The 22,198-nt window shown below is 60.4% G+C and carries 20 protein-coding genes; 9 read left to right on the top strand and 11 right to left on the bottom strand.

Translation table 11 applies throughout. The features are described from left to right. Positions 1 to 52: 52 nt before the first annotated feature. From purB to ACYP2Q_RS26575, 6 genes are all read right to left on the bottom strand, one after another. Positions 53 to 1,423: an adenylosuccinate lyase gene (gene purB, locus ACYP2Q_RS26600; protein ID WP_110662578.1), complete on the bottom strand. Its 1,371-nt coding sequence runs from the start codon at positions 1,421 to 1,423 to the stop codon at positions 53 to 55. Between the two features lie 124 nt (positions 1,424 to 1,547). Continuing rightward, positions 1,548 to 2,171, bottom strand: a complete 624-nt coding sequence (gene hflD, locus ACYP2Q_RS26595) for a high frequency lysogenization protein HflD (RefSeq protein WP_046817168.1) — start codon at positions 2,169 to 2,171, stop codon at positions 1,548 to 1,550. Continuing rightward, positions 2,168 to 3,301, bottom strand: a complete 1,134-nt coding sequence (mnmA, locus tag ACYP2Q_RS26590; RefSeq protein WP_459733198.1) for a tRNA 2-thiouridine(34) synthase MnmA — start codon at positions 3,299 to 3,301, stop codon at positions 2,168 to 2,170. The genes hflD and mnmA overlap by 4 nt, the downstream gene beginning before the upstream one ends. A gap of 59 nt (positions 3,302 to 3,360) precedes the next feature. After that, positions 3,361 to 3,807: an NUDIX hydrolase gene (locus ACYP2Q_RS26585; protein WP_459733197.1), complete on the bottom strand. Its 447-nt coding sequence runs from the start codon at positions 3,805 to 3,807 to the stop codon at positions 3,361 to 3,363. Positions 3,808 to 3,997: 190 nt separating this feature from the next. Continuing rightward, positions 3,998 to 6,223 (bottom strand): NADP-dependent isocitrate dehydrogenase, encoded by a 2,226-nt coding sequence (locus ACYP2Q_RS26580; protein ID WP_459733196.1) that lies wholly within the window; start codon positions 6,221 to 6,223, stop codon positions 3,998 to 4,000. Between the two features lie 268 nt (positions 6,224 to 6,491). Continuing rightward, positions 6,492 to 6,719 (bottom strand): hypothetical protein, encoded by a 228-nt coding sequence (locus ACYP2Q_RS26575; RefSeq protein WP_459733195.1) that lies wholly within the window; start codon positions 6,717 to 6,719, stop codon positions 6,492 to 6,494. Between ACYP2Q_RS26575 and icd the strand changes: the two genes are divergently transcribed. After that, complete coding sequence (icd, locus tag ACYP2Q_RS26570; RefSeq protein ID WP_007972065.1) at positions 6,718 to 7,974, top strand: NADP-dependent isocitrate dehydrogenase; 1,257 nt, start codon at positions 6,718 to 6,720, stop codon at positions 7,972 to 7,974. The genes ACYP2Q_RS26575 and icd overlap by 2 nt on opposite strands. A gap of 79 nt (positions 7,975 to 8,053) precedes the next feature. Here the strand turns inward: icd and cspD are convergent, their stop codons facing one another. Then, positions 8,054 to 8,320, bottom strand: a complete 267-nt coding sequence (gene cspD / locus ACYP2Q_RS26565) for a cold shock domain-containing protein CspD (protein WP_459733194.1) — start codon at positions 8,318 to 8,320, stop codon at positions 8,054 to 8,056. 224 nt (positions 8,321 to 8,544) lie between these two features. On the opposite strand from cspD, the gene clpS reads away from it, so the two are divergent. Together clpS and clpA are read left to right on the top strand one after the other, a co-directional pair. Next, entirely contained in the window at positions 8,545 to 8,928 is a 384-nt protein-coding gene (gene clpS, locus ACYP2Q_RS26560; RefSeq protein WP_020799529.1) for an ATP-dependent Clp protease adapter ClpS, read from the top strand. Between the two features lie 30 nt (positions 8,929 to 8,958). Beyond that, a complete protein-coding gene (gene clpA, locus ACYP2Q_RS26555; RefSeq protein ID WP_046817173.1) occupies positions 8,959 to 11,229 on the top strand; it encodes an ATP-dependent Clp protease ATP-binding subunit ClpA in 2,271 nt (756 codons plus the stop codon). Between the two features lie 215 nt (positions 11,230 to 11,444). On the opposite strand, the gene infA is transcribed toward clpA, so the two are convergent. The 4 genes from infA to trxB all read right to left on the bottom strand — a co-directional run bounded on the left by infA (position 11,445) and on the right by trxB (position 14,240). Next, positions 11,445 to 11,663, bottom strand: coding sequence for a translation initiation factor IF-1 (gene infA, locus ACYP2Q_RS26550; RefSeq protein ID WP_002553999.1), 219 nt, complete (start codon positions 11,661 to 11,663; stop codon positions 11,445 to 11,447). A gap of 111 nt (positions 11,664 to 11,774) precedes the next feature. After that, positions 11,775 to 12,482 carry an arginyltransferase gene (locus ACYP2Q_RS26545; protein ID WP_020799527.1) on the bottom strand — a complete coding sequence of 236 codons (708 nt, stop codon included), beginning with the start codon at positions 12,480 to 12,482 and terminating at the stop codon, positions 11,775 to 11,777. Between the two features lie 54 nt (positions 12,483 to 12,536). Next, positions 12,537 to 13,217: a leucyl/phenylalanyl-tRNA--protein transferase gene (aat, locus tag ACYP2Q_RS26540; protein ID WP_459733193.1), complete on the bottom strand. Its 681-nt coding sequence runs from the start codon at positions 13,215 to 13,217 to the stop codon at positions 12,537 to 12,539. Between the two features lie 63 nt (positions 13,218 to 13,280). Next, on the bottom strand, positions 13,281 to 14,240 hold the full coding sequence (gene trxB / locus ACYP2Q_RS26535; protein WP_459733192.1) for a thioredoxin-disulfide reductase: 960 nt from the start codon (positions 14,238 to 14,240) through the stop codon (positions 13,281 to 13,283). Between the two features lie 307 nt (positions 14,241 to 14,547). On the opposite strand from trxB, the gene ACYP2Q_RS26530 reads away from it, so the two are divergent. The 6 genes from ACYP2Q_RS26530 (at position 14,548) to cysG (ending at position 22,182) form a co-directional block, all read left to right on the top strand. Further along, a complete protein-coding gene (locus tag ACYP2Q_RS26530) occupies positions 14,548 to 16,956 on the top strand; it encodes a DNA translocase FtsK (RefSeq protein ID WP_459733191.1) in 2,409 nt (802 codons plus the stop codon). Positions 16,957 to 17,024: 68 nt separating this feature from the next. Further along, positions 17,025 to 17,648 (top strand): outer membrane lipoprotein chaperone LolA, encoded by a 624-nt coding sequence (gene lolA, locus ACYP2Q_RS26525; protein ID WP_459733189.1) that lies wholly within the window; start codon positions 17,025 to 17,027, stop codon positions 17,646 to 17,648. Between the two features lie 146 nt (positions 17,649 to 17,794). Continuing rightward, positions 17,795 to 19,117 carry a replication-associated recombination protein A gene (locus tag ACYP2Q_RS26520; RefSeq protein ID WP_459733188.1) on the top strand — a complete coding sequence of 441 codons (1,323 nt, stop codon included), beginning with the start codon at positions 17,795 to 17,797 and terminating at the stop codon, positions 19,115 to 19,117. Continuing rightward, positions 19,117 to 19,491 (top strand): fluoride efflux transporter CrcB, encoded by a 375-nt coding sequence (crcB, locus tag ACYP2Q_RS26515; protein WP_459733187.1) that lies wholly within the window; start codon positions 19,117 to 19,119, stop codon positions 19,489 to 19,491. The genes ACYP2Q_RS26520 and crcB overlap by 1 nt, the downstream gene beginning before the upstream one ends. Before the next feature lie 15 nt (positions 19,492 to 19,506). Beyond that, positions 19,507 to 20,787 (top strand): serine--tRNA ligase, encoded by a 1,281-nt coding sequence (serS, locus tag ACYP2Q_RS26510; protein ID WP_459733186.1) that lies wholly within the window; start codon positions 19,507 to 19,509, stop codon positions 20,785 to 20,787. Then, positions 20,788 to 22,182 carry a siroheme synthase CysG gene (cysG, locus tag ACYP2Q_RS26505; RefSeq protein WP_459733185.1) on the top strand — a complete coding sequence of 465 codons (1,395 nt, stop codon included), beginning with the start codon at positions 20,788 to 20,790 and terminating at the stop codon, positions 22,180 to 22,182. The last annotated feature ends 16 nt before the right edge of the window (positions 22,183 to 22,198 follow it).

Below are 22,198 nucleotides of genomic sequence, written 5' to 3'. Positions count from 1 at the left end.
GGAATAAAAACGCCCGGCGCGGCCGGGCGTCTTAAACGGTTCGAGCGGTGGATCAGATGCGCTTGGCTTGCGCTACAGCGTTGCCGATGTAGTTGGCCGGGGTGAGCAGTTTCAGCTCGGCCTTGGCCGCGGCTGGCATGTCCAGGCCGTCGATGAAAGTCTGCAACGCTTGCGGGCTGATGCCCTTGCCGCGGGTCAATTCTTTCAGCTTTTCGTACGGGTTTTCGATGTTGTAGCGACGCATCACGGTCTGGATCGGCTCGGCCAACACTTCCCAGCAGGCATCCAGGTCAGCGGCAATCTTCTGCTCGTTGAGCTCCAGCTTGCTGATACCTTTCAGGCTGGCTTCGTACGCGATCACGCTGTGGGCGAAGCCGACACCGAGGTTGCGCAGTACGGTGGAGTCGGTCAGGTCGCGCTGCCAGCGGGAGATCGGCAGCTTGCTCGCCAGGTGCTGGAACAGTGCGTTGGCGATGCCCAGGTTGCCTTCGGAGTTTTCGAAGTCGATCGGGTTGACCTTGTGCGGCATGGTCGACGAGCCGATTTCGCCAGCGATGGTGCGCTGCTTGAAATAACCCAGGGAGATGTAGCCCCAGATGTCGCGGTCGAAGTCGATCAGGATGGTGTTGAAGCGCGCGATCGCGTCGAACAGCTCGGCGATGTAGTCGTGCGGTTCGATCTGCGTGGTGTACGGGTTGAAGCCCAGGCCCAGCTCGTCTTCGATGAAGGCGCGGGCGTTGGCTTCCCAGTCGATCTCAGGGTAGGCCGACAGGTGTGCGTTGTAGTTGCCCACAGCGCCGTTGATCTTGCCCAGCAATGGCACGGCAGCAACTTGAGCGATCTGGCGCTCCAGACGGTAAACCACGTTCGCCAGCTCTTTGCCCAGGGTGGTCGGCGAAGCCGGTTGACCGTGGGTGCGCGACAGCATCGGCACGTCGGCGAAACGGATGGCCAGTTCGCGGATGGCGTTGGCGGTCTGGCGCATCAGCGGCAGCATCACGTCATCACGGCCTTCGCGCAGCATCAGGGCGTGGGACAGGTTGTTGATGTCCTCGCTGGTGCAGGCGAAGTGGATGAATTCGCTGACCTTGGCCAGTTCCGGCAGCTTGGCCGCCTGCTCTTTTAGCAGGTATTCGATGGCTTTGACGTCGTGGTTGGTGGTGCGCTCGATCTCTTTGACACGCTCGGCGTGCTCCAGAGAGAAGTTTTCCGCCAGGGTGTTCAGCACAGCGTTGGCTTCGGCGGAGAACGCCGGCACTTCGCTGATGGCAGGGTGAGCGGCCAGGCGCTGGAGCCAGCGCACTTCAACCAGGACGCGGGCACGGATCAAGCCGTACTCGCTGAAAATTGGGCGCAGGGCCTGGGTTTTGCCGGCGTAGCGGCCGTCAACAGGGGAAACCGCAGTGAGCGAAGAGAGCTGCATGGGGTGTTCTCGGACAGTCGGGCAACGAAATGGGGCGCGTATCATACATGAAAAAATCCGCCGGTCCGTCGCCAACTGACCGGCGTATTACGCGTATTGCTGAGTTCGGTGCTGTCGATGCGGGTTATTCGTTACGCATCAATGGGTAAAGCTCTTTGAGCAATTTGCGGCGGCTGATCACCAGCTGCCAGCGATGACCGCCCAATTGCCGCCACAGGCGTGCCGAACGGATGCCGGCCAGCAGCAGGGCGCGAATTTTCGAGGCGTTGCTCGGTTGCTGCAGGTTGCGCATGTCGCCATGCACCTGGATGCGTTGGCGCAGGGTGCTCAGGGTGTCCTGGTACAGCGCGCCGCAGGCTGCGATCACGTTTTCGTGGGCCGGGCCGAAGTGCTCGACCTGGGACTGAATCTGCGGCAGGCGTTTGCCGATCACGTCCAGCATGTCGCTGCGCTTGGCCAGCTGACGTTCAAGACCGAGCATCGCCAGGGCATAACGCAGCGGCTCGCGCTGCAGGGCGCTCGGGTCGCGTTCGAGGGCGCCGATCAATGCGCGATAGCCTTCGCGCAGGTTGATGTCGTCGCCGCCGTAGACTTCCAGGGTGTCCTTGGGGTCGCGGATCAGCAGGCTGCCGAGCATGCAGGTCAGGCCGGCTTCGTTGGTCTGGCCGGTCTTGGCGATCTTGTCCACCAGCACCGCGGCGAGGAATACCCCGCCGAGGGCTGTCAGTTGCTCCTGAGTGGGGGTCATTGAGCCTGGCCTTTGCTAGTCCAAGGCTCAGCCACTTCGATCACGCCGCCGCCGAGGCAAATCTCGCCATCGTAGAACACCACGGACTGGCCTGGGGTGACCGCGCGTTGCGGGTCATCGAAGGTCGCGCGGTAACCGCTGGCGGTCTTCTCCAGGGTGCAGGGCTGGTCGCTCTGGCGATAGCGGACCTTGGCGGTCAGCTTGCGCGGCTGGCTCAGGTCGATCGGGTTGACCCAATAGATATCAGAGGCGAGCAGGGCGCGGGAGAACAGCCACGGGTGGTCGTTGCCCTGGCCGACGATCAGCTCGTTGTGCTCCAGATCCTTGATCAGCACGTACCACGGCTCGTCGCTGGCGTCTTTCAGGCCGCCGATACCCAGGCCCTGGCGCTGGCCGATGGTGTGGTACATCAAGCCGTGGTGACGGCCGATGATCTCGCCTTCGGTGGTCTTGATCTCGCCCGGTTGTGCCGGCAGGTATTGCTTGAGGAAGTCGCTGAAGCGGCGTTCGCCGATAAAGCAGATACCGGTGGAATCCTTTTTCTTCGCGGTCGCCAGCTCGTATTTCTCGGCAATTGCCCGAACCTGCGGTTTTTCCAGTTCGCCGACCGGGAACAGGGTCTTGGCGATCTGTTCGCCGCCGACGGCGTGCAGGAAGTAGCTCTGGTCCTTGTTCGGGTCCAGGCCCTTGAGCAATTCGGTGCGGCCGTCGATGTCGCGGCGACGCACGTAGTGGCCGGTGGCGATCAGGTCGGCGCCGAGCATCATGGCGTAGTCGAGGAACGCCTTGAACTTGATCTCGCGGTTACACAGGATGTCCGGGTTCGGCGTACGGCCGGCCTTGTATTCGGCCAGGAAGTGTTCGAACACGTTGTCCCAGTACTCGGCGGCGAAGTTGGCGGTGTGCAGCTTGATGCCAATCTTGTCGCACACGGCCTGGGCGTCCGCCAGGTCATCCATGGCGGTGCAGTATTCGGTTCCGTCGTCTTCTTCCCAGTTCTTCATGAACAGGCCTTCCACCTCATAGCCCTGCTCGATCAGCAGGAGGGCGGAAACGGAAGAGTCCACGCCGCCGGACATGCCGACAATGACGCGCTTCTTTTGTGTGTCAGAAGGGGCTGGATCACGCATAGGGATTCAATGAGTGTCTTGAAAAAGGACGCGATTCTAACAGGCCCGGGCCCGCAAGGCTAAAGAGAAGGACGGATCAATTCGAGACCGAAGTGAATCCCGGCCCGATAGTCGTCGATGCAACGCATGATCAGCTCGCTGCGCCAGTTCTCGCGCTGCTCGATTAATTCCTCGCGGGTCAACCACTTGGCGCCGACGATGCCGTCGTCCAGTTGATATTCGGGGTGGTGTTTCAGCGCTTTGGCGATGAAGCAGACCCGCTGGTAGGTCACGCCGTTGCTCGGGGCGGTATATAGATAAATGCCCAGTACGCCGGTGGGTTCGACGTCCCAGCCGGTCTCCTCGAGGGTTTCGCGCACAGCGGCTTCGGTCAGGGTTTCGTCCGGGTCCAGATGACCGGCGGGTTGGTTGAGCACCACGCGTCCGTGCTTGAGTTCTTCGACCATGAGGAAGCGGCCGTTGTCTTCGACGATGGTGGCGACGGTGATGTGGGGTTTCCAGTCCATAAAATGCCCTCAATGTTGAAATGCTGCCCCTGTAGGAGCTGGCTTGCCAGCGATTGCGGTGGGTCAGTCGCCATCAATGTTGAATGGTAGGCCGCCATCGCTGGCAAGCCAGCTCCTACAGGGGATTGTGTGAATTCTGAAAACACAAACCCCGGCACATGGCCGGGGTTTGTGGTGCTTCCCTACAACCTTAAACCAACGCTGCAACCGCTGCGTTGAAAGTTGCGCTAGGACGCATGGCCTTGCTGATCAGCTCGGCGTCGGCGTGGTAGTAGCCGCCGATGTCCACTGGCTTGCCCTGAACGGCGTTGAGCTCGGCAACGATGGTTGCCTCGTTCTCGGTCAGGGTCTTGGCCAGGGTCGCGAACTGCGCTTGCAGTGCAGTGTCTTCGGTCTGGGCAGCCAGGGCCTGGGCCCAGTACAGTGCCAGGTAGAAGTGGCTGCCGCGGTTGTCGATGTTGCCGACTTTGCGCGATGGCGACTTGTTGTTGTCCAGGAACTGGCCGGTGGCCTGGTCCAGGGTCTTGGCCAGAACCAGCGCCTTGGGATTGTTGTAGGTCACGCCCAGGTGTTCCAGGGACGCGGCCAGGGCCAGGAATTCACCCAGCGAATCCCAACGCAGGAAGTTCTCTTCCAGCAGTTGCTGTACGTGCTTCGGAGCCGAACCGCCGGCGCCGGTTTCGAACAGGCCACCGCCGTTCATCAGCGGTACGATCGACAGCATCTTGGCGCTGGTGCCCAGTTCCATGATCGGGAACAGGTCGGTCAGGTAGTCGCGCAGGACGTTGCCGGTCACCGAGATGGTGTCCTTGCCGGCGCGGGTGCGCTGCAGGGTGAACTTCATCGCGTCGACGGGTGCCATGATCTGGATATCCAGGCCGGCAGTGTCGTGATCCTTCAGGTAAGCCTGAACTTTCTCGATCACCACGCCGTCGTGGGCGCGCATCGGGTCCAGCCAGAAGATCGCTGGCGTGCTGCTTGCGCGAGCACGGTTGACGGCCAGCTTGACCCAATCCTGGATCGGCGCATCTTTGGTCTGGCACATGCGGAAGATGTCGCCGGCTTCAACCGACTGTTCCAGCAGCAGGGTGCCGTTGGTGTCGGTCACGCGGACAACACCGTTGGTCTTGATCTGGAAAGTCTTGTCGTGGGAGCCGTACTCTTCGGCTTTCTTCGCCATCAGGCCAACGTTCGGCACGCTGCCCATGGTGGTTGGATCGAACGCGCCATTGGCCTTGCAGTCTTCAATGACCGCCTGGTAGATGGTGGCGTAGCAGCGATCCGGGATCACGGCCTTGGTGTCGTGCAGCTGGCCGTCGGTGCCCCACATCTTGCCGGAGTCACGGATCATGGCCGGCATCGAGGCGTCGACGATGACGTCGCTCGGCACGTGCAGGTTGGTGATGCCTTTGTCGGAATTGACCATCGCCAGGGATGGACGAGCGGCGTAGACCGCCTGGATGTCGGCTTCGATTGCAGCCTGCTGATCGCCAGGCAGGGCCTTGATGCGAGCGTACAGGTCGCCGATGCCGTTGTTCAGGTTGAAGCCGATCTGTGCCAGCACGTCAGCGTGCTTGGCCAGTGCGTCCTTGTAGAACTCGGCAACGATCTGGCCGAACATGATCGGGTCGGAGACCTTCATCATGGTCGCTTTCAGGTGAACCGACAGCAGCACGCCCTGGGCCTTGGCGCTTTCGATTTCAGCGGCGATGAAGGCGCGCAGAGCGTTTTTGCTCATGACGGCGCAGTCGAGGATCTCACCAGCCTGAACGGTGGTTTTTTCCTTCAGGACGGTGGTGGTGCCGTCTTGAGCGATCAGTTCGATCTTCACGGCGCCAGCGGCGTCGATCAGGGCGGCTTTTTCGCTGCCGTAGAAGTCACCGCTGCTCATGTGCGCGACGTGGGACTTGGAGTCCGCAGCCCAGGCGCCCATTTTATGCGGGTGCTTGCGAGCGTAGTTCTTCACCGACAGCGGCGCGCGACGGTCGGAGTTGCCTTCGCGCAGTACCGGGTTCACGGCGCTGCCCTTGACCTTGTCGTAACGGGCCTTGGCTTCCTTGTCGGCGTCGCTGCTTACGGTTTCCGGGTAGTCCGGCAGGGCGTAGCCCTGGGCTTGCAGTTCCTTGATCGCGGCTTGCAGCTGCGGAACCGAGGCGCTGATGTTTGGCAGCTTGATGATGTTGGCTTCAGGCGTAACGGCCAGGGCGCCCAGTTCGGCGAGGTGGTCGGCTACGGCTTTATCACCCAATTGCTCGGGGAAGCTGGCCAGGATGCGCCCTGCAAGAGAGATATCGCGGGTTTCAACGGCGATATCAGCCGAGGCGGTGAAGGCCTCTACGATAGGCAACAGTGAATAGGTGGCGAGGGCGGGAGCTTCGTCGGTGAAGGTATAGATGATCTTCGAGCGGGTGGGCATATTCGGATTAACTCTCTCTTCTTTGCTAAAGCGTGCGCAGAAACTCGAGGGGCGCCGGGTAAGCGCGTTCGTTCAAAGTCATCCATGAGCCGAATATCGAGATTTCGTTGCTGTGATGTTGGGTGCATCAGTAGGGCGTCAAGTAGACGGGCTGCGGTAGCAGACCGTCTCATCGGGTGGAAACACTCGTCGTAGAGCTGTTCAACCTGACGTGACCCTTTAGTCAGCGGCGGCATTATACATAGGTAGCTGGCAATCTGCCGATGGTTCATGCACAACGTTTGTCGTCCATTGGTCTAAAGGTCGCAGGAGCGAGCAGGGCGTAAGGTGATTCGTCGTGCTTGAGTTTGGCGTTTTTCCCTTTGATTTCAGGCCTGTAGGTCACAGCTTGTATGGCTTTGCGGCATATCGATAGAACATAGGGTTTGCGCGCCGATTTAACTGGGTTACGCTCGAACCAAGCCAGATGTTCAATCCAATCAATGGAGTTCAGCATGGGTTACAAGAAGATTCAGGTTCCAGCCGTCGGCGACAAAATCACCGTCAATGCAGACCATTCTCTCAATGTTCCTAATAACCCGATCATTCCCTTCATCGAAGGCGACGGCATTGGTGTCGACATCAGTCCGGTCATGATCAAGGTTGTCGATGCTGCTGTGAAAAAGGCTTACGGCGGCGAGCGCAAGATTTCCTGGATGGAAGTGTACGCCGGGGAAAAAGCGACCCAGGTCTACGATCAGGACACCTGGCTGCCTCAGGAAACCCTGGACGCGGTCAAGGATTACGTGGTTTCCATCAAGGGCCCGCTGACCACGCCGGTTGGTGGCGGTATCCGTTCCCTCAACGTGGCCCTGCGCCAGCAACTCGACCTGTACGTCTGTCTGCGCCCGGTGCGTTGGTTCGAAGGCGTACCTAGCCCGGTCAAGAAGCCAGGCGACGTCGACATGACGATTTTCCGCGAGAACTCCGAAGACATCTATGCCGGCATCGAGTGGAAGGCCGGTACCCCGGAAGCCACCAAGGTCATCAAGTTCCTTAAAGAAGAAATGGGCGTCACCAAGATCCGTTTCGACGAAAACTGCGGTATCGGCGTCAAGCCGGTGTCCCTGCAAGGCACCAAGCGCCTGGCGCGCAAGGCCCTGCAATATGTGGTCGACAACGATCGCGATTCGCTGACCATCGTGCACAAAGGCAACATCATGAAGTTCACCGAAGGTGCCTTCAAGGAATGGGCCTATGAAGTGGCGGCCGAAGAGTTCGGCGCGACCCTGCTCGACGGCGGTCCGTGGATGCAGTTCAAGAACCCGAAAACCGGCAAGAACGTCATCGTCAAGGATGCCATCGCCGACGCCATGCTCCAGCAAATCCTGCTGCGTCCGGCGGAATACGATGTGATCGCGACCTTGAACCTGAACGGCGACTACCTCTCCGACGCCCTGGCGGCGGAAGTGGGCGGTATCGGTATCGCGCCAGGTGCCAACCTGTCCGACACCGTGGCCATGTTCGAAGCCACCCACGGTACGGCGCCGAAGTACGCGGGCAAGGACCAGGTCAACCCGGGTTCGCTGATCCTGTCGGCTGAAATGATGCTGCGCCACATGGGCTGGACCGAGGCGGCCGACCTGATCATCAAGGGCACCAACGGCGCGATTTCCGCCAAGACCGTGACCTATGACTTCGAGCGCCTGATGGAAGGTGCCAAGCTGGTTTCCTCGTCCGGCTTCGGTGATGCGCTGATCTCGCACATGTAATAAAATCCAGGTACGCAAAAACCGCCCGGCTCAAGCGATTGAGCCGGGCGGTTTTTTTTGACTGGATGACGCTGTTGCGTTAAACGGTAACGGTTTGTTGCGTAGCAGGGGTCGCAGGCTTCGTGGTATCGACAGGGTTGCCAATGTTCACGGCGTGCAGCCCCTTGGGCCCCTGGATGATCTCGAAGACGACAGCTTGCCCGGCTTTCAGGGTTTTATAACCCTCCATCTGAATGGCCGAGTAGTGGGCAAACAGGTCTTCCGTCTTGCCGTCCTCGTTGATGAAACCGTAACCCTTGGCGTTGTTGAACCATTTCACCTTGCCACTGACCTTGACACCTGACATACCAACTCCCTCTGCAACAGACTCCATCACTGGAGTATCATCCAGTACATCCGCAGTCACTTCTTAGAAAAAAAGTTGACTCCGCGGACCTTTTTTACCCACTGTGGGCTCTATTGGTTGTAACACCGTTTTGCCGATAGTCAAGGTGACCAGGCAGTCGGAGTTGAAATCACCCAAGACCGCCCCCACCACTGTATTTGCACAACTGACGAACCTTTCTTTCCATGCATGCAATCAGCCAGATTCGACTAACATTCAATCAGGATCGCCCGACTCTCCAGAAAGATCGCCCGGAGGAACACGACGACGATTCCGCAGGCATTGCTGTTCAGGAGGCCAAGCCTGCTTTACAGGCGCCGCCGATGTACAAGGTGGTTTTGTTCAATGATGACTACACACCGATGGATTTCGTCGTCGAAGTGCTCGAGGTGTTTTTTAACCTGAATCGCGAGCTGGCGACCAAGGTCATGCTGGCCGTCCATACAGAAGGACGGGCAGTATGTGGAGTGTTTACCCGCGACATCGCCGAGACAAAGGCCATGCAGGTCAACCAGTACGCCAGGGAAAGCCAGCATCCGCTACTCTGTGAAATCGAGAAGGACGGTTAATCGCCGACCACTTGGGTATGAGGTGAAGCTATGTTAAACCGCGAGCTCGAAGTCACCCTCAATCTTGCCTTCAAGGAGGCTCGTTCGAAGCGTCATGAATTCATGACCGTCGAACACCTGCTGCTGGCCCTATTGGACAATGAGGCTGCCGCCACCGTTTTGCGTGCGTGCGGCGCGAACCTCGACAAACTCAAGCACGACCTGCAGGAGTTCATCGACTCCACCACGCCACTGATCCCCGTGCATGACGAGGATCGTGAGACCCAGCCAACCCTGGGCTTCCAACGTGTCCTGCAACGTGCTGTGTTTCACGTACAGAGCTCGGGCAAACGCGAAGTAACTGGCGCCAACGTGCTGGTTGCGATCTTCAGTGAGCAAGAGAGTCAGGCAGTGTTCCTGCTGAAACAGCAGAGCGTTGCCCGTATCGATGTCGTCAACTACATCGCCCACGGCATTTCCAAGGTGCCAGGGCACGGCGATCACTCCGAGGGCGAGCAAGATATGCAGGACGACGAGGGCGGGGAGTCTTCATCTTCAGGCAATCCACTGGATGCTTATGCCAGTAACCTTAATGAACTCGCGCGCCAGGGTCGAATCGATCCATTGGTAGGTCGAGAGCTGGAAGTCGAGCGCGTCGCCCAGATCCTGGCCCGTCGCCGCAAGAACAATCCGCTGCTGGTGGGCGAGGCGGGCGTGGGTAAAACCGCGATTGCCGAAGGCCTGGCCAAGCGCATTGTCGACAACCAGGTGCCAGACCTGCTGGCCAACAGCGTGGTGTATTCCCTTGATCTGGGTGCTCTGCTGGCCGGGACCAAATACCGCGGCGATTTCGAGAAGCGCTTCAAGGCGTTGCTCAATGAGCTGAAAAAGCGTCCGCAGGCGATCCTGTTCATCGACGAAATCCACACCATCATCGGTGCCGGTGCTGCGTCCGGTGGGGTCATGGATGCCTCTAACCTGCTCAAGCCGCTGCTGTCGTCCGGTGATATCCGTTGCATCGGCTCGACCACCTTCCAGGAATTCCGCGGGATCTTCGAGAAGGACCGTGCCCTGGCACGTCGCTTCCAGAAGGTTGATGTGTCGGAACCTTCGGTGGAAGACACCATCGGTATCCTGCGCGGCCTGAAAGGGCGTTTCGAGTCCCATCACAATATCGAGTACAGTGATGAGGCCCTGCGCGCGGCTGCCGAACTGGCTTCACGCTACATCAATGACCGGCACATGCCGGACAAGGCGATCGATGTGATCGACGAGGCGGGTGCCTACCAGCGCCTGCAACCCATCGAAATGCGCGTCAAGCGCATCGAAGTGCCTCAAGTCGAGGACATCGTCGCGAAGATCGCGCGGATTCCACCAAAACACGTCACCAGTTCCGACAAAGAGCTGCTGCGTAACCTTGAGCGTGACCTGAAGCTGACGGTGTTTGGTCAGGATGCCGCGATCGACTCGCTGGCGACCGCGATCAAGCTGTCCCGCGCCGGCCTCAAGTCGCCTGACAAGCCAGTCGGTTCGTTCCTGTTCGCCGGTCCCACCGGTGTCGGTAAAACCGAAGCGGCGCGTCAGCTGGCCAAGGCGCTGGGTGTCGAGCTGATTCGCTTCGACATGTCCGAGTACATGGAGCGCCACACCGTATCGCGTCTGATCGGTGCCCCTCCAGGCTATGTCGGGTTCGATCAGGGCGGCCTGCTGACCGAAGCCATCACCAAGCAACCACACTGCGTGCTGTTGCTCGATGAAATCGAGAAGGCGCATCCGGAAGTCTTCAACCTGCTGCTGCAGGTCATGGACCACGGGACGCTGACCGATAACAACGGGCGCAAGGCCGACTTCCGTAACGTGATCGTCATCATGACGACCAACGCCGGTGCCGAAACCGCAGCCCGTGCTTCGATCGGTTTCACCCATCAGGACCACTCGTCCGATGCGATGGAAGTGATCAAGAAGAGCTTCACGCCGGAATTCCGTAACCGTCTGGACACCATTATCCAGTTTGGTCGCCTCAGCCATGAGGTTATCAAGAGCGTGGTGGACAAGTTCCTTACCGAGCTTCAGGCGCAGCTGGAAGACAAGCGTGTGCTGCTGGAAGTCACCGATGCGGCCCGCAGCTGGCTGGCGGCTGGCGGTTACGACTCGGCGATGGGTGCTCGCCCGATGGCGCGCCTGATCCAGGACAAGATCAAGCGTCCCCTGGCGGAGGAGATCCTCTTTGGCGAACTGGCCGAACATGGCGGTGTGGTCCACATCGACATCAAGGACGGCGAGCTGACATTCGAGTTCGAGACTACGGCTGAAATGGCCTGACGTTGATCGCAACAAAGCACAAAGGCGCCGATTGGCGCCTTTGTGCTGTCTGGGTATTGACCTTGAAATCGCCTTCGCTGGCAAGCCAGCTCCTACAAGGATCGCATTCCTGCTGTAGGAGCTGGCTTGCCAGCGAAGGCGTCGGTGAAGTTGCCAGCCAAATCGTAGGCAAACAAAAACGCCCGGCATAAGCCGGGCGTCTTGTATTGACCTGATTAGCGAGCGCGGTAAGTGATGCGCCCTTTGCTCAAGTCATAGGGCGTCAGCTCGACGCGCACCTTGTCACCGGTAAGAATACGAATGTAGTTCTTGCGCATCTTGCCGGAAATATGCGCGGTTACGACGTGCCCATTTTCCAACTCCACACGAAACATGGTGTTGGGCAGGGTGTCGACGACAGTGCCTTCCATTTCGAAGCTGTCTTCTTTCGACATGCAGTAAAGCCCTCGGTGTCCAATGAATGGCCCGGTGCAACTGCGCCAGGCAAAAGCGGCGTGCATTGTGCCCGAAAAAGGGTGTTCAAGCCAAGGGGTTTAGGGCCTGCTCTAGTTCAGGACGACCCAGCGCTGGTTTATCAGCAGTTCGATGGGGCGATACTGGGTCTTGTAGCTCATTTTTTTGCAGTTCTTGATCCAGTAGCCCAGGTAAACCGCATCCAGCCCCAGGCGCCGGGCTTCGGCGATTTGCCAGAGGATGGCATAGCGCCCCAGGCTGCGACGCTCTTCGCCAGGCTCATAGAACGTATAGACCGCCGACAGACCGTTTGGCAGAAGGTCGGTGACGGCAATGGCCAGCAACCGGCCCTGGAGGCGGAATTCGTAGAACCGTGAAAAGGGCAGGTCGCGGACCAGGAAGGTGGAAAACTGATCGCGACTGGGCGGGTACATGTCGCCATCGGCATGGCGTTCTTCGATGTAGCGCTGGTAAAGATCGAAATACTCTTCGCTGAAACCTGGCTTGGCGGGGCGCACCTGCAAATCGGCGTTGCGTTTGAAAATGCGTTTCTGCTGACGATTGGGAGTGAATTGCCCGACAGGAATGCGCGCCGGTACGCACGCATTGCAATTCTGGCAATGGGGTCGATACAGATGGTCGCCACTGCGCCGAAAACCCATTTCAGACAGGTCTGCATAGACGTGCACATCCATGGGCTGGCTAGGGTCGAGAAACAGGGTCGTGGCCTGCTCCTCGGGCAGATAACTGCAGGAGTGGGGTTGAGTGGCATAAAACTTCAAACGCGCCAACTCGGTCATGATCAACCCTCGCAAAGCTTTTGAATAAGTGTAAGCCACGCGGGCCAAAGTCGCTCAGCAAACCCAGGTTGCACGATTGGGCTGGTCCAGATGCCGCGCCAGATAATCGGCAAACTCACGGCGTGGAATCGCCCGGGCGCCCAAGCTGTGCAAATGGTCGGTGGGCATCTGGCAGTCGATGAGCACAAAACCCGAGTCTTTCAGATGTTGCACTAGCGTGGCAAAGCCAAATTTCGAGGCGTTGTCGGCAAGGCTGAACATGGATTCGCCGAAAAACAGCTGCCCCATCGCCAGGCCATACAATCCGCCCACCAGTTCGTCCTGGTCCCAGACTTCCACGGAATGCGCATGGCCGCGCCTGTGCAGTTCGATATAGGCGTCCTGCATGGCGTCGGTGATCCAGGTGCCGTCCGCATACTCCCGGGGCGCGGCGCAGGCACGGATGACCGCGGCAAAATCCTCATCGAAGGTCACCTGGTAGCGTTGTTGGCGCAGGAGTTTCTTCAGGCTGCGGGACACGTGCAGTTCATCGGGAAACAGCACGGTGCGAGGATCCGGTGACCACCAGAGAATCGGCTGGCCTTCGGAAAACCACGGGAAACAACCATGGCGGTAAGCCTGGATCAATCGATCGGCGGACAGGTCGCCACCGGCCGCCAGCAATCCATTGGGATCGCGCATGGCCTTTTCCAGCGCCGGGAACGTCAGGGTGTTGCGTTGTAACCAAGTCAGCATGGCATCAAGGCTTGCAGAAGGGGAGGGCGGTGGCGGGCCTTGGGCCCGCCGTGAAGTGTGCCGTTAAACAGCGGGAATGTCGTCGAGGTATTTTTCCGCGTCCAGGGCGGCCATGCAGCCGGCGCCGGCGGAGGTGACGGCCTGGCGATAGACGTGATCGGCGACGTCACCCGCAGCAAACACGCCTGCGATGGCAGTTGCCGTCGCGTTGCCTTCGCTGCCACCGTTGACCAGCAGATAGCCGTCACGCATTTCCAGTTGACCGGCGAACAGGTCGGTATTGGGCTTGTGGCCGATGGCGATGAACACCCCGGTCAGCGGCAACTCGGTGATTGCGCCGGTATGACTGTCGCGAAGACGCGCACCGGTCACGCCGCTGGCGTCGCCCAGTACCTCGTCCAGGTTCTGGTTCCAATGCAGGCGGATATTGCCCTTGGCGGCTTTTTCGAAGAGTTTGTCCTGGAGAATCTTTTCCGAGCGCAACTTGTCGCGACGGTGAATCAGATGGACTTCACTGGCAATGTTCGACAGATAAAGTGCTTCTTCGACGGCGGTATTGCCTCCGCCCACTACCGCGACCACCTGTTTGCGATAGAAAAAACCGTCGCACGTCGCGCAGGCTGAAACCCCTTTGCCCGCGAAAGTCTCTTCCGAGGGCAGTCCCAGATACTGTGCCGAGGCACCCGTGGCAATGATCAGGGCGTCGCAGGTATAAGTACCGCTGTCTCCGATGAGTTCGAAGGGGCGCTGTTGCAACTTGGCGGTATGGATGTGGTCGTAAACGATCTCGGTGGCAAAGCGCTCGGCGTGTTTTTGCATGCGTTCCATCAATACCGGGCCGGTCAGGCCTTCGACATCGCCAGGCCAGTTATCGACTTCTACGGTGGTGGTGAGCTGGCCACCTGCCTGTATGCCGGTAATGACAACGGGTTTGAGGTTGGCGCGAGCGGCATACACGGCTGCGCTGTAGCCCGCGGGACCGGAACCCAGGATGATCAGGCGGGAATGCTTCGCTTCGCTCATAAAAACACCTCATAAGCCTTTGTCACGAAAGAGAATGCGTGCTCAAATTGAGTCGCACCCAATGTGCTGTTGACTATGCTACACCCAAGAGTTGCCAGCATGGCATCGTACGTACAAACCCGTACAATGCCTGGCTGTAACAGTGTTTGTAACAAAATAGGCACCGCGTTTGCTGTTTATGAAAACCAATGCGCAGTGTTAAAAGTAGTCCCGGTTACGCCTGTTAACTTTTTTACCTGCCTGGATTGGGCAGTTTTTTCATAGTCATTAACAGATGGACGCGCCATTGGCGCAGGAAAAGCAGGTTTTGAAGAAATCCACCGCAGCACCCAAAACAGTTGTTCCACTCTGGCGCCAGCACTTGCACTACCGCCTCAAGGAAGGTGCATTGATCGCCATCGGTGCGTTGTGCCTGTTCCTGATGATGGCCTTGCTGACCTATGGCAAGGACGATCCGGGCTGGAGCCATAACAGCAAGATCGACGACGTGCAGAACTTCGGCGGTCCGGCGGGCTCCTACAGCGCCGATATCCTGTTCATGGTGCTGGGTTACTTTGCCTATATCTTCCCGCTGTTGCTGGCGATCAAGGCCTACCAGATCTTCCGACAGCGCCACGAGCCGTGGGAGTGGAGTGGCTGGCTGTTCTCCTGGCGCCTGATCGGCCTGGTGTTCCTGGTGCTGTCCGGTGCTGCGCTGGCGCACATCCATTTCCATGCCGCAACCGGTCTGCCGGCCGGTGCTGGCGGGGCGCTGGGCGAAAGCCTGGGCGACCTGGCGAAGAACGCGCTGAACATCCAGGGCAGCACGCTGCTGTTCATCGCCCTGTTCCTGTTCGGCCTCACGGTGTTCACCGACCTGTCATGGTTCAAGGTGATGGACGTCACCGGCAAGATCACCCTCGATCTGTTCGAGCTGTTCCAGGGCGCCGCCAATCGCTGGTGGGCGGCCCGTGTCGAGCGCAAGCAACTGGTTGCGCAACTGCGTGAAGTCGATGACCGCGTGCACGATGTGGTCGCGCCGACCGTCACTGACAAGCGTGAGCAGGCCAAGGTCAAGGAACGCCTGATCGAACGCGAGCAGGCGCTGAGCAAGCACATGTCCGAGCGCGAGAAGCAGGTGCCGCCGGTGATCGCCCCGGCGCCACCCAAGCCGCCAGCGCCGAGCAAGCGCGTGGAGAAAGAGAAGCAGGCGCCGTTGTTCGTCGACAGCGCCGTGGAAGGCACCTTGCCGCCGATCTCGATTCTCGACCCGGCGGAAAAGAAACAGCTCAATTACTCGCCCGAATCCCTGGCGGCCGTCGGCCACCTGCTGGAAATCAAGCTCAAGGAATTCGGCGTCGAAGTCACCGTGGATTCGATTCACCCGGGCCCCGTGATTACCCGTTACGAGATCCAGCCGGCGGCAGGGGTCAAGGTCAGCCGTATCTCCAACCTGGCGAAAGACCTGGCACGCTCCCTGGCCGTGACTAGTGTGCGTGTGGTGGAAGTGATTCCGGGCAAGACCACGGTCGGTATCGAGATTCCGAACGAAGACCGGCAGATCGTGCGCTTCTCCGAAGTGCTGTCGACGCCCGAGTACGACAACTTCAAGTCCCCGGTGACCCTGGCCCTGGGCCACGACATCGGCGGCAAGCCGGTGATCACGGACCTGGCGAAGATGCCGCACCTGCTGGTGGCCGGTACTACCGGTTCCGGTAAGTCGGTGGGCGTGAACGCGATGATCCTGTCGATCTTGTTCAAGTCCGGCCCGGAAGACGCCAAGCTGATCATGATCGACCCGAAAATGCTCGAGCTGTCGATCTACGAAGGCATTCCGCACCTGCTGTGCCCGGTGGTCACCGACATGAAGGACGCCGCCAACGCCTTGCGCTGGAGCGTCGCCGAGATGGAGCGGCGCTACAAGCTGATGGCGAAGATGGGCGTGCGTAACCTGTCCGGCTTCAACGCCAAGGTCAAGGAAGCGCAGGACGCCGGCGAGCCGTTGAGCGATCCGCTGTACAAGCGCGAAAGCATCCACGACGAAGCGCCGTTGCTGCAGAAACTGCCGACCATCGTGGTGGTGGTCGACGAATTCGCCGACATGATGATGATCGTCGGCAAGAAGGTTGAAGAGCTGATCGCCCGTATCGCCCAGAAGGCGCGGGCGGCGGGTATCCACCTGATCCTCGCGACCCAGCGTCCGTCGGTGGACGTGATCACCGGCCTGATCAAGGCCAACATCCCGACCCGCATGGCGTTCCAGGTGTCGAGCAAGATCGACTCGCGGACCATCATCGACCAGGGCGGCGCCGAACAATTGCTCGGTCACGGTGACATGTTGTACATGCCGCCCGGCACCAGCCTGCCGATCCGGGTTCACGGCGCGTTCGTGTCCGACGATGAAGTTCACCGTGTGGTCGAGGCCTGGAAACTGCGCGGTGCGCCGGAATACAACGACGACATCCTCAACGGTGTCGAAGAGGCGGGCAGCGGCTTTGAAGGCAGCAGCGGTGGCGGCGACGGCGATGATCCCGAGGCCGACGCGCTGTATGACGAAGCGGTGCAGTTCGTCCTGGAAAGCCGTCGCGCCTCCATCTCCGCGGTCCAGCGCAAGCTGAAGATCGGCTACAACCGCGCCGCGCGCATGATCGAAGCCATGGAAATGGCCGGGGTCGTGACCTCCATGAACACCAACGGTTCGCGTGAAGTCCTGGCCCCGGGCCCGGTACGCGACTGACCCGATACTGAAAAGGGGCGGCGTCCCGAGGCGCCGCCCGCACTCCCACGAATGTTATGAGGACTCCCATGCGTCTGATCCGCATGCTGTTGCTGCCGGTACTGGCTTTGAGCACGCTCTCGGCCCACGCCGATGACAAGGACGTGGCACGCCTGACCCAATTGCTGGAAAAATCCCAGACCCTGACCGCGCGTTTCTCCCAGCTGACCCTCGATGGCTCGGGTACCCAGTTGCAGGAAACCGCCGGCGAGATGTCGCTGCAGCGCCCGGGCCTGTTCTATTGGCACACCAATGCGCCTGCCGAGCAGACCATGGTCTCCGACGGCAAGAAAGTCACTCTGTGGGACCCGGACCTGGAACAGGCCACCATCAAGAATCTCGATCAGCGCCTGACCCAGACCCCAGCGCTGCTGCTGTCCGGTGACGTGTCGAAGATCAGCCAGAGCTTCGATATCAGCGCCAAGGAAGCCGGTGGCGTGATCGACTTCACCTTGAAGCCCAAGACCAAGGACACCCTGTTCGACAGTCTGCGCCTGTCGTTCCGCAATGGCCTGGTCAACGACATGCAGATGATTGACAGTGTCGGTCAGCGCACCAATATCCTGTTCACTGGCGTGAAGGCCAACGAGCCGATCCCGGCCTCTAAATTCAAGTTCGACATCCCCAAGGGTGCGGACGTGATCCAGGAATAAACGCAAAATCCTGTAGGAGCGAGCTTGCTCGCGAAAGCGGTGTAACAGTCACATGATTGCTGGATGTGCCGACGCCTTCGCGAGCAAGCTCGCTCCTACAGTGACCTGCGGTGTTCAAATCTTGCAGTGAGGTTTCACCCGTAACCATGGACCTGTTTCGCAGTGCCCCAATCGCCCAGCCCCTGGCCGCCCGCCTGCGCGCGACCAACCTGGACGAGTACGTCGGTCAGGAACACGTGCTCGGTCGCGGCAAGCCCTTGCGCGAAGCCCTGGAGCAGGGAGCCCTGCATTCGATGATTTTCTGGGGACCGCCGGGTGTGGGCAAGACCACCCTGGCGCGGTTGCTGGCGGAAGTCTCCGAGGCGCATTTTGAAACGGTGTCGGCGGTACTGGCCGGGGTCAAGGAAATCCGCCAGGCGGTGGAAATCGCCAAGCAGCAGGCCGCGCAGTACGGCCGGCGCACGATCCTGTTCGTCGACGAAGTGCACCGCTTCAACAAGTCCCAGCAGGATGCGTTCCTGCCCTATGTCGAAGACGGCACGCTGATTTTCATCGGTGCGACCACGGAAAACCCCTCGTTCGAACTCAACAACGCGTTGCTGTCCCGGGCGCGGGTCTATGTGCTCAAGAGCCTCGACGAAACCGCACTGCGCAAACTGGTGCACCGCGCGCTGACCGAAGAGCGCGGCCTGGGCAAGCGCAACCTGACCCTTAGCGATGAAGGCTTCCAGATGCTGCTGTCGGCCGCCGATGGCGATGGCCGGCGCTTGCTCAATCTGCTGGAAAACGCCTCGGACCTGGCCGAAGACAACAGCGAGATCGGCACCGACCCGCTGCAAAGCCTGCTCGGCGATACCCGTCGGCGTTTCGACAAGGGTGGCGAAGCCTTCTACGACCAGATTTCCGCGCTGCACAAGTCGGTGCGCGGCTCCAACCCCGACGGCGCGCTGTACTGGTTCGCGCGCATGATCGATGGCGGCTGCGATCCGCTGTACCTGGCCCGGCGCGTGGTGCGCATGGCCAGCGAAGACATCGGCAATGCCGACCCGCGGGCGCTGAGCCTGTGCCTGGCGGCGTGGGAAGTGCAGGAGCGCCTCGGCAGCCCCGAAGGCGAACTGGCGGTGGCCCAGGCCATCACTTATCTGGCCTGTGCACCGAAAAGCAACGCCGTGTACATGGGCTTCAAGACCGCGCTGCGTGCCGCCGCCGAGCATGGCTCGCTGGAAGTGCCCCTGCATTTGCGCAATGCGCCGACCAAGCTGATGAAGCAGCTCGGTTATGGTGACGAATACCGTTATGCGCACGACGAGCCTGATGCCTACGCCGCCGGGGAAGACTATTTTCCGGAGGAGCTTGAGCCGATCCCCTTCTATCAGCCGGTGCCCCGTGGCCTGGAGCTTAAGATTGGCGAGAAGCTCAATCACCTGGCGAAACTCGATCGTTTAAGCCCCCGGCAGCGGAGAAAATAGTGCTGGCCCTGATCGCTGCAGTTTCCGCCGGCGGGGTGGCCGGCACCTTGCTACGCTTTGCCACGGGCAACTGGATCAACGCTAATTGGCCGCGGCACTTCTATACCGCGACGCTGGCCGTTAATATCGTCGGCTGTTTGCTGATCGGCGTTTTATACGGTCTGTTTTTGCTACGCCCGGAGGTGCCGATCGAGGTGCGTGCCGGGTTGATCGTCGGCTTCCTCGGAGGGCTGACGACTTTTTCATCCTTTTCACTGGATACGGTGCGCCTGCTGGAAAGCGGGCAAGTGCTTCTAGCCCTGGGCTATGCTGGCATCAGCGTATTCGGCGGGCTGCTCGCCACTTGGGCTGGCCTGTCCTTGACCAAACTTTGATAACGAGAGACCGACATGCTCGATTCCAAACTGTTACGTAGCAACCTTCAGGACGTAGCGGACCGCCTGGCATCCCGTGGCTTTGCCCTGGATGTCGCGCGCATCGAAGCGCTGGAAGAACAGCGCAAGACCGTCCAGACCCGCACCGAAGCACTGCAGGCTGAACGTAACGCGCGCTCCAAATCCATCGGTCAGGCCAAGCAGCGCGGCGAAGACATCGCACCGTTGATGGCGGACGTCGAGCGCATGGCGGGCGAGTTGAGTGCCGGTAAAGTCGAGCTGGACGCGATCCAGACCGAACTGGACTCAATCGTGCTCGGCATTCCCAACCTGCCGCACGAATCGGTGCCGATCGGCGAAGACGAGGACGGCAACGTCGAAGTGCGCCGCTGGGGCACACCGACCGCGTTCGATTTCCCGGTGCAGGACCACGTCGCCCTGGGCGAAAAATTCGGCTGGCTCGACTTCGAGACCGCCGCCAAGCTGTCCGGCGCGCGATTCGCCCTGCTGCGCGGCCCGATCGCCCGTCTGCACCGCGCCCTGGCGCAGTTCATGATCAACCTGCACGTCACCGAGCACGGCTACGAAGAGGCCTACACGCCTTATCTGGTCCAGGCCCCGGCGCTGCAAGGCACTGGCCAGCTGCCGAAGTTCGAAGAAGACCTGTTCAAGATCGCCCGCGAAGGCGAAGCCGATCTGTACCTGATCCCGACCGCCGAAGTGTCGCTGACCAACATCGTCGCCGGCGAAATCGTCGATTCGAAACTGTTGCCGATCAAGTTCGTCGCCCACACGCCATGCTTCCGCAGTGAAGCCGGTGCATCGGGTCGCGACACCCGCGGCATGATCCGCCAGCACCAGTTCGACAAGGTCGAGATGGTGCAGATCGTCGAGCCGTCGACTTCGATGGAAGCACTGGAAGGCCTGACCGCCAACGCCGAGAAAGTCCTGCAACTGCTGGAACTGCCATACCGTACGCTGGCGCTGTGCACCGGCGACATGGGCTTCAGTGCGGTCAAGACCTACGACCTGGAAGTGTGGATTCCAAGCCAGGACAAATACCGCGAAATTTCGTCGTGCTCCAACTGCGGCGACTTCCAGGCCCGCCGCATGCAGGCGCGTTTCCGCAACCCGGAAACCGGCAAGCCGGAACTGGTGCACACCCTGAACGGTTCCGGCCTGGCGGTCGGTCGTACCCTGGTTGCGGTGCTGGAGAACTACCAGCAGGCCGACGGTTCGATCCGTATTCCTGAGGTACTCAAGCCGTACATGGGTGGCCTCGAGGTCATCGGCTAAATGAACTATCTGCCGCTGTTCCATAACCTTCGCGGCAGTCGTGTGTTGGTCGTCGGTGGGGGGGAGATTGCCTTGCGCAAATCCCGCCTGCTGGCCGATGCCGGTGCGCTGCTGCGGGTGGTCGCACCTGAAATCGAAACGCAGCTGCGCGAGCTGGTCAGCGCCAGTGCTGGCGAGTGCCTGACGCGCGGTTACGTCGAGGCGGACCTGGACGGTTGCGCGCTGATCATCGCCGCCACCGACGACGAAGCGCTGAACGCGCAAGTCTCCAAGGATGCCCATCGGCGTTGCGTGCCGGTCAACGTGGTGGACGCGCCGGCCCTGTGCAGCGTGATCTTCCCGGCGATCGTCGACCGCTCGCCGTTGATCATTGCCGTGTCCAGCGGTGGCGACGCGCCGGTGCTGGCGCGGTTGATCCGTGCCAAGATCGAAACCTGGATTCCTTCTACCTACGGTCAGCTGGCTGGCCTGGCGGCGGGGTTCCGTCACCAGGTGAAAAAGCTGTTCCCGGATGTGCAGCAACGCCGCGCGTTCTGGGAAGACGTCTTCCAGGGCCCGATTGCCGACCGGCAACTGGCCGGGCAGGGCGGTGAAGCCGAGCGTTTGCTGCAGGCGAAAATCGAAGGTGAAGCACCAGTGGCGACCGGTGAAGTCTATCTCGTGGGCGCAGGGCCAGGTGATCCCGACCTGCTGACGTTCAAGGCATTGCGCCTGATGCAGCAAGCCGACGTGGTGCTATACGACCGCCTGGTGGCGCCGGCGATTCTCGAGCTGTGCCGTCGCGATGCCGAGCGCGTCTACGTCGGCAAGCGCCGTGCCGATCACGCCGTGCCCCAGGACCAGATCAACCAGCAATTGGTCGACCTGGCGAAACAGGGCAAGCGTGTGGTGCGGTTGAAGGGCGGCGATCCGTTCATTTTCGGCCGGGGTGGCGAAGAGATCGAAGAACTGGCGGCCCATGGCATCCCGTTCCAGGTCGTCCCGGGTATCACGGCGGCCAGCGGTTGCGCGGCCTATGCCGGGATACCGTTGACCCATCGCGATTACGCGCAGTCGGTGCGGTTCATCACCGGTCACCTCAAGGACGGCTCCACCGATCTGCCGTGGGCCGATCTGGTCGCGCCGGCGCAAACCCTGGTGTTCTACATGGGGTTGGTGGGCTTGCCGAGCATCTGCGAGCAGTTGATCAAGCATGGTCGCGGGGCGGATACCCCGGCGGCGTTGATCCAGCAGGGCACCACGGTCAATCAGCGGGTGTTCACCGGCACCCTGGCGGACCTGCCACGGCTGGTGGCGGAGCATGAAGTGCATGCGCCGACATTGGTGATCGTGGGAGAAGTGGTGCAACTGCGCGAGAAACTGGCGTGGTTTGAAGGGGCTCAGGCGCAGGTCTGAAAACCGAGTCGCCCCA

It is taken from the genome of Pseudomonas sp. MHK4 (genome assembly GCF_054600775.1).
This window is presented reverse-complemented; position numbering and strand designations above follow the sequence as displayed.

Bases quoted from the DNA above. Each gene is read 5' to 3' on its own strand.
- purB (WP_110662578.1), bottom strand. From the start codon at position 1,423: ATGCAGCTCTCTTCGCTCACTGCGGTTTCCCCTGTTGACGGCCGCTAC.
- hflD (WP_046817168.1), bottom strand. From the start codon at position 2,171: ATGACCCCCACTCAGGAGCAACTGACAGCCCTCGGCGGGGTATTCCTC.
- mnmA (WP_459733198.1), bottom strand. From the start codon at position 3,301: ATGCGTGATCCAGCCCCTTCTGACACACAAAAGAAGCGCGTCATTGTC.
- ACYP2Q_RS26585 (WP_459733197.1), bottom strand. From the start codon at position 3,807: ATGGACTGGAAACCCCACATCACCGTCGCCACCATCGTCGAAGACAAC.
- ACYP2Q_RS26580 (WP_459733196.1), bottom strand. From the start codon at position 6,223: ATGCCCACCCGCTCGAAGATCATCTATACCTTCACCGACGAAGCTCCC.
- icd (WP_007972065.1), top strand. From the start codon at position 6,718: ATGGGTTACAAGAAGATTCAGGTTCCAGCCGTCGGCGACAAAATCACC.
- ACYP2Q_RS26575 (WP_459733195.1), bottom strand. From the start codon at position 6,719: ATGCTGAACTCCATTGATTGGATTGAACATCTGGCTTGGTTCGAGCGT.
- cspD (WP_459733194.1), bottom strand. From the start codon at position 8,320: ATGTCAGGTGTCAAGGTCAGTGGCAAGGTGAAATGGTTCAACAACGCC.
- clpS (WP_020799529.1), top strand. From the start codon at position 8,545: ATGCATGCAATCAGCCAGATTCGACTAACATTCAATCAGGATCGCCCG.
- clpA (WP_046817173.1), top strand. From the start codon at position 8,959: ATGTTAAACCGCGAGCTCGAAGTCACCCTCAATCTTGCCTTCAAGGAG.
- infA (WP_002553999.1), bottom strand. From the start codon at position 11,663: ATGTCGAAAGAAGACAGCTTCGAAATGGAAGGCACTGTCGTCGACACC.
- ACYP2Q_RS26545 (WP_020799527.1), bottom strand. From the start codon at position 12,482: ATGACCGAGTTGGCGCGTTTGAAGTTTTATGCCACTCAACCCCACTCC.
- aat (WP_459733193.1), bottom strand. From the start codon at position 13,217: ATGCTGACTTGGTTACAACGCAACACCCTGACGTTCCCGGCGCTGGAA.
- trxB (WP_459733192.1), bottom strand. From the start codon at position 14,240: ATGAGCGAAGCGAAGCATTCCCGCCTGATCATCCTGGGTTCCGGTCCC.
- lolA (WP_459733189.1), top strand. From the start codon at position 17,025: ATGCGTCTGATCCGCATGCTGTTGCTGCCGGTACTGGCTTTGAGCACG.
- ACYP2Q_RS26520 (WP_459733188.1), top strand. From the start codon at position 17,795: ATGGACCTGTTTCGCAGTGCCCCAATCGCCCAGCCCCTGGCCGCCCGC.
- serS (WP_459733186.1), top strand. From the start codon at position 19,507: ATGCTCGATTCCAAACTGTTACGTAGCAACCTTCAGGACGTAGCGGAC.
- cysG (WP_459733185.1), top strand. From the start codon at position 20,788: ATGAACTATCTGCCGCTGTTCCATAACCTTCGCGGCAGTCGTGTGTTG.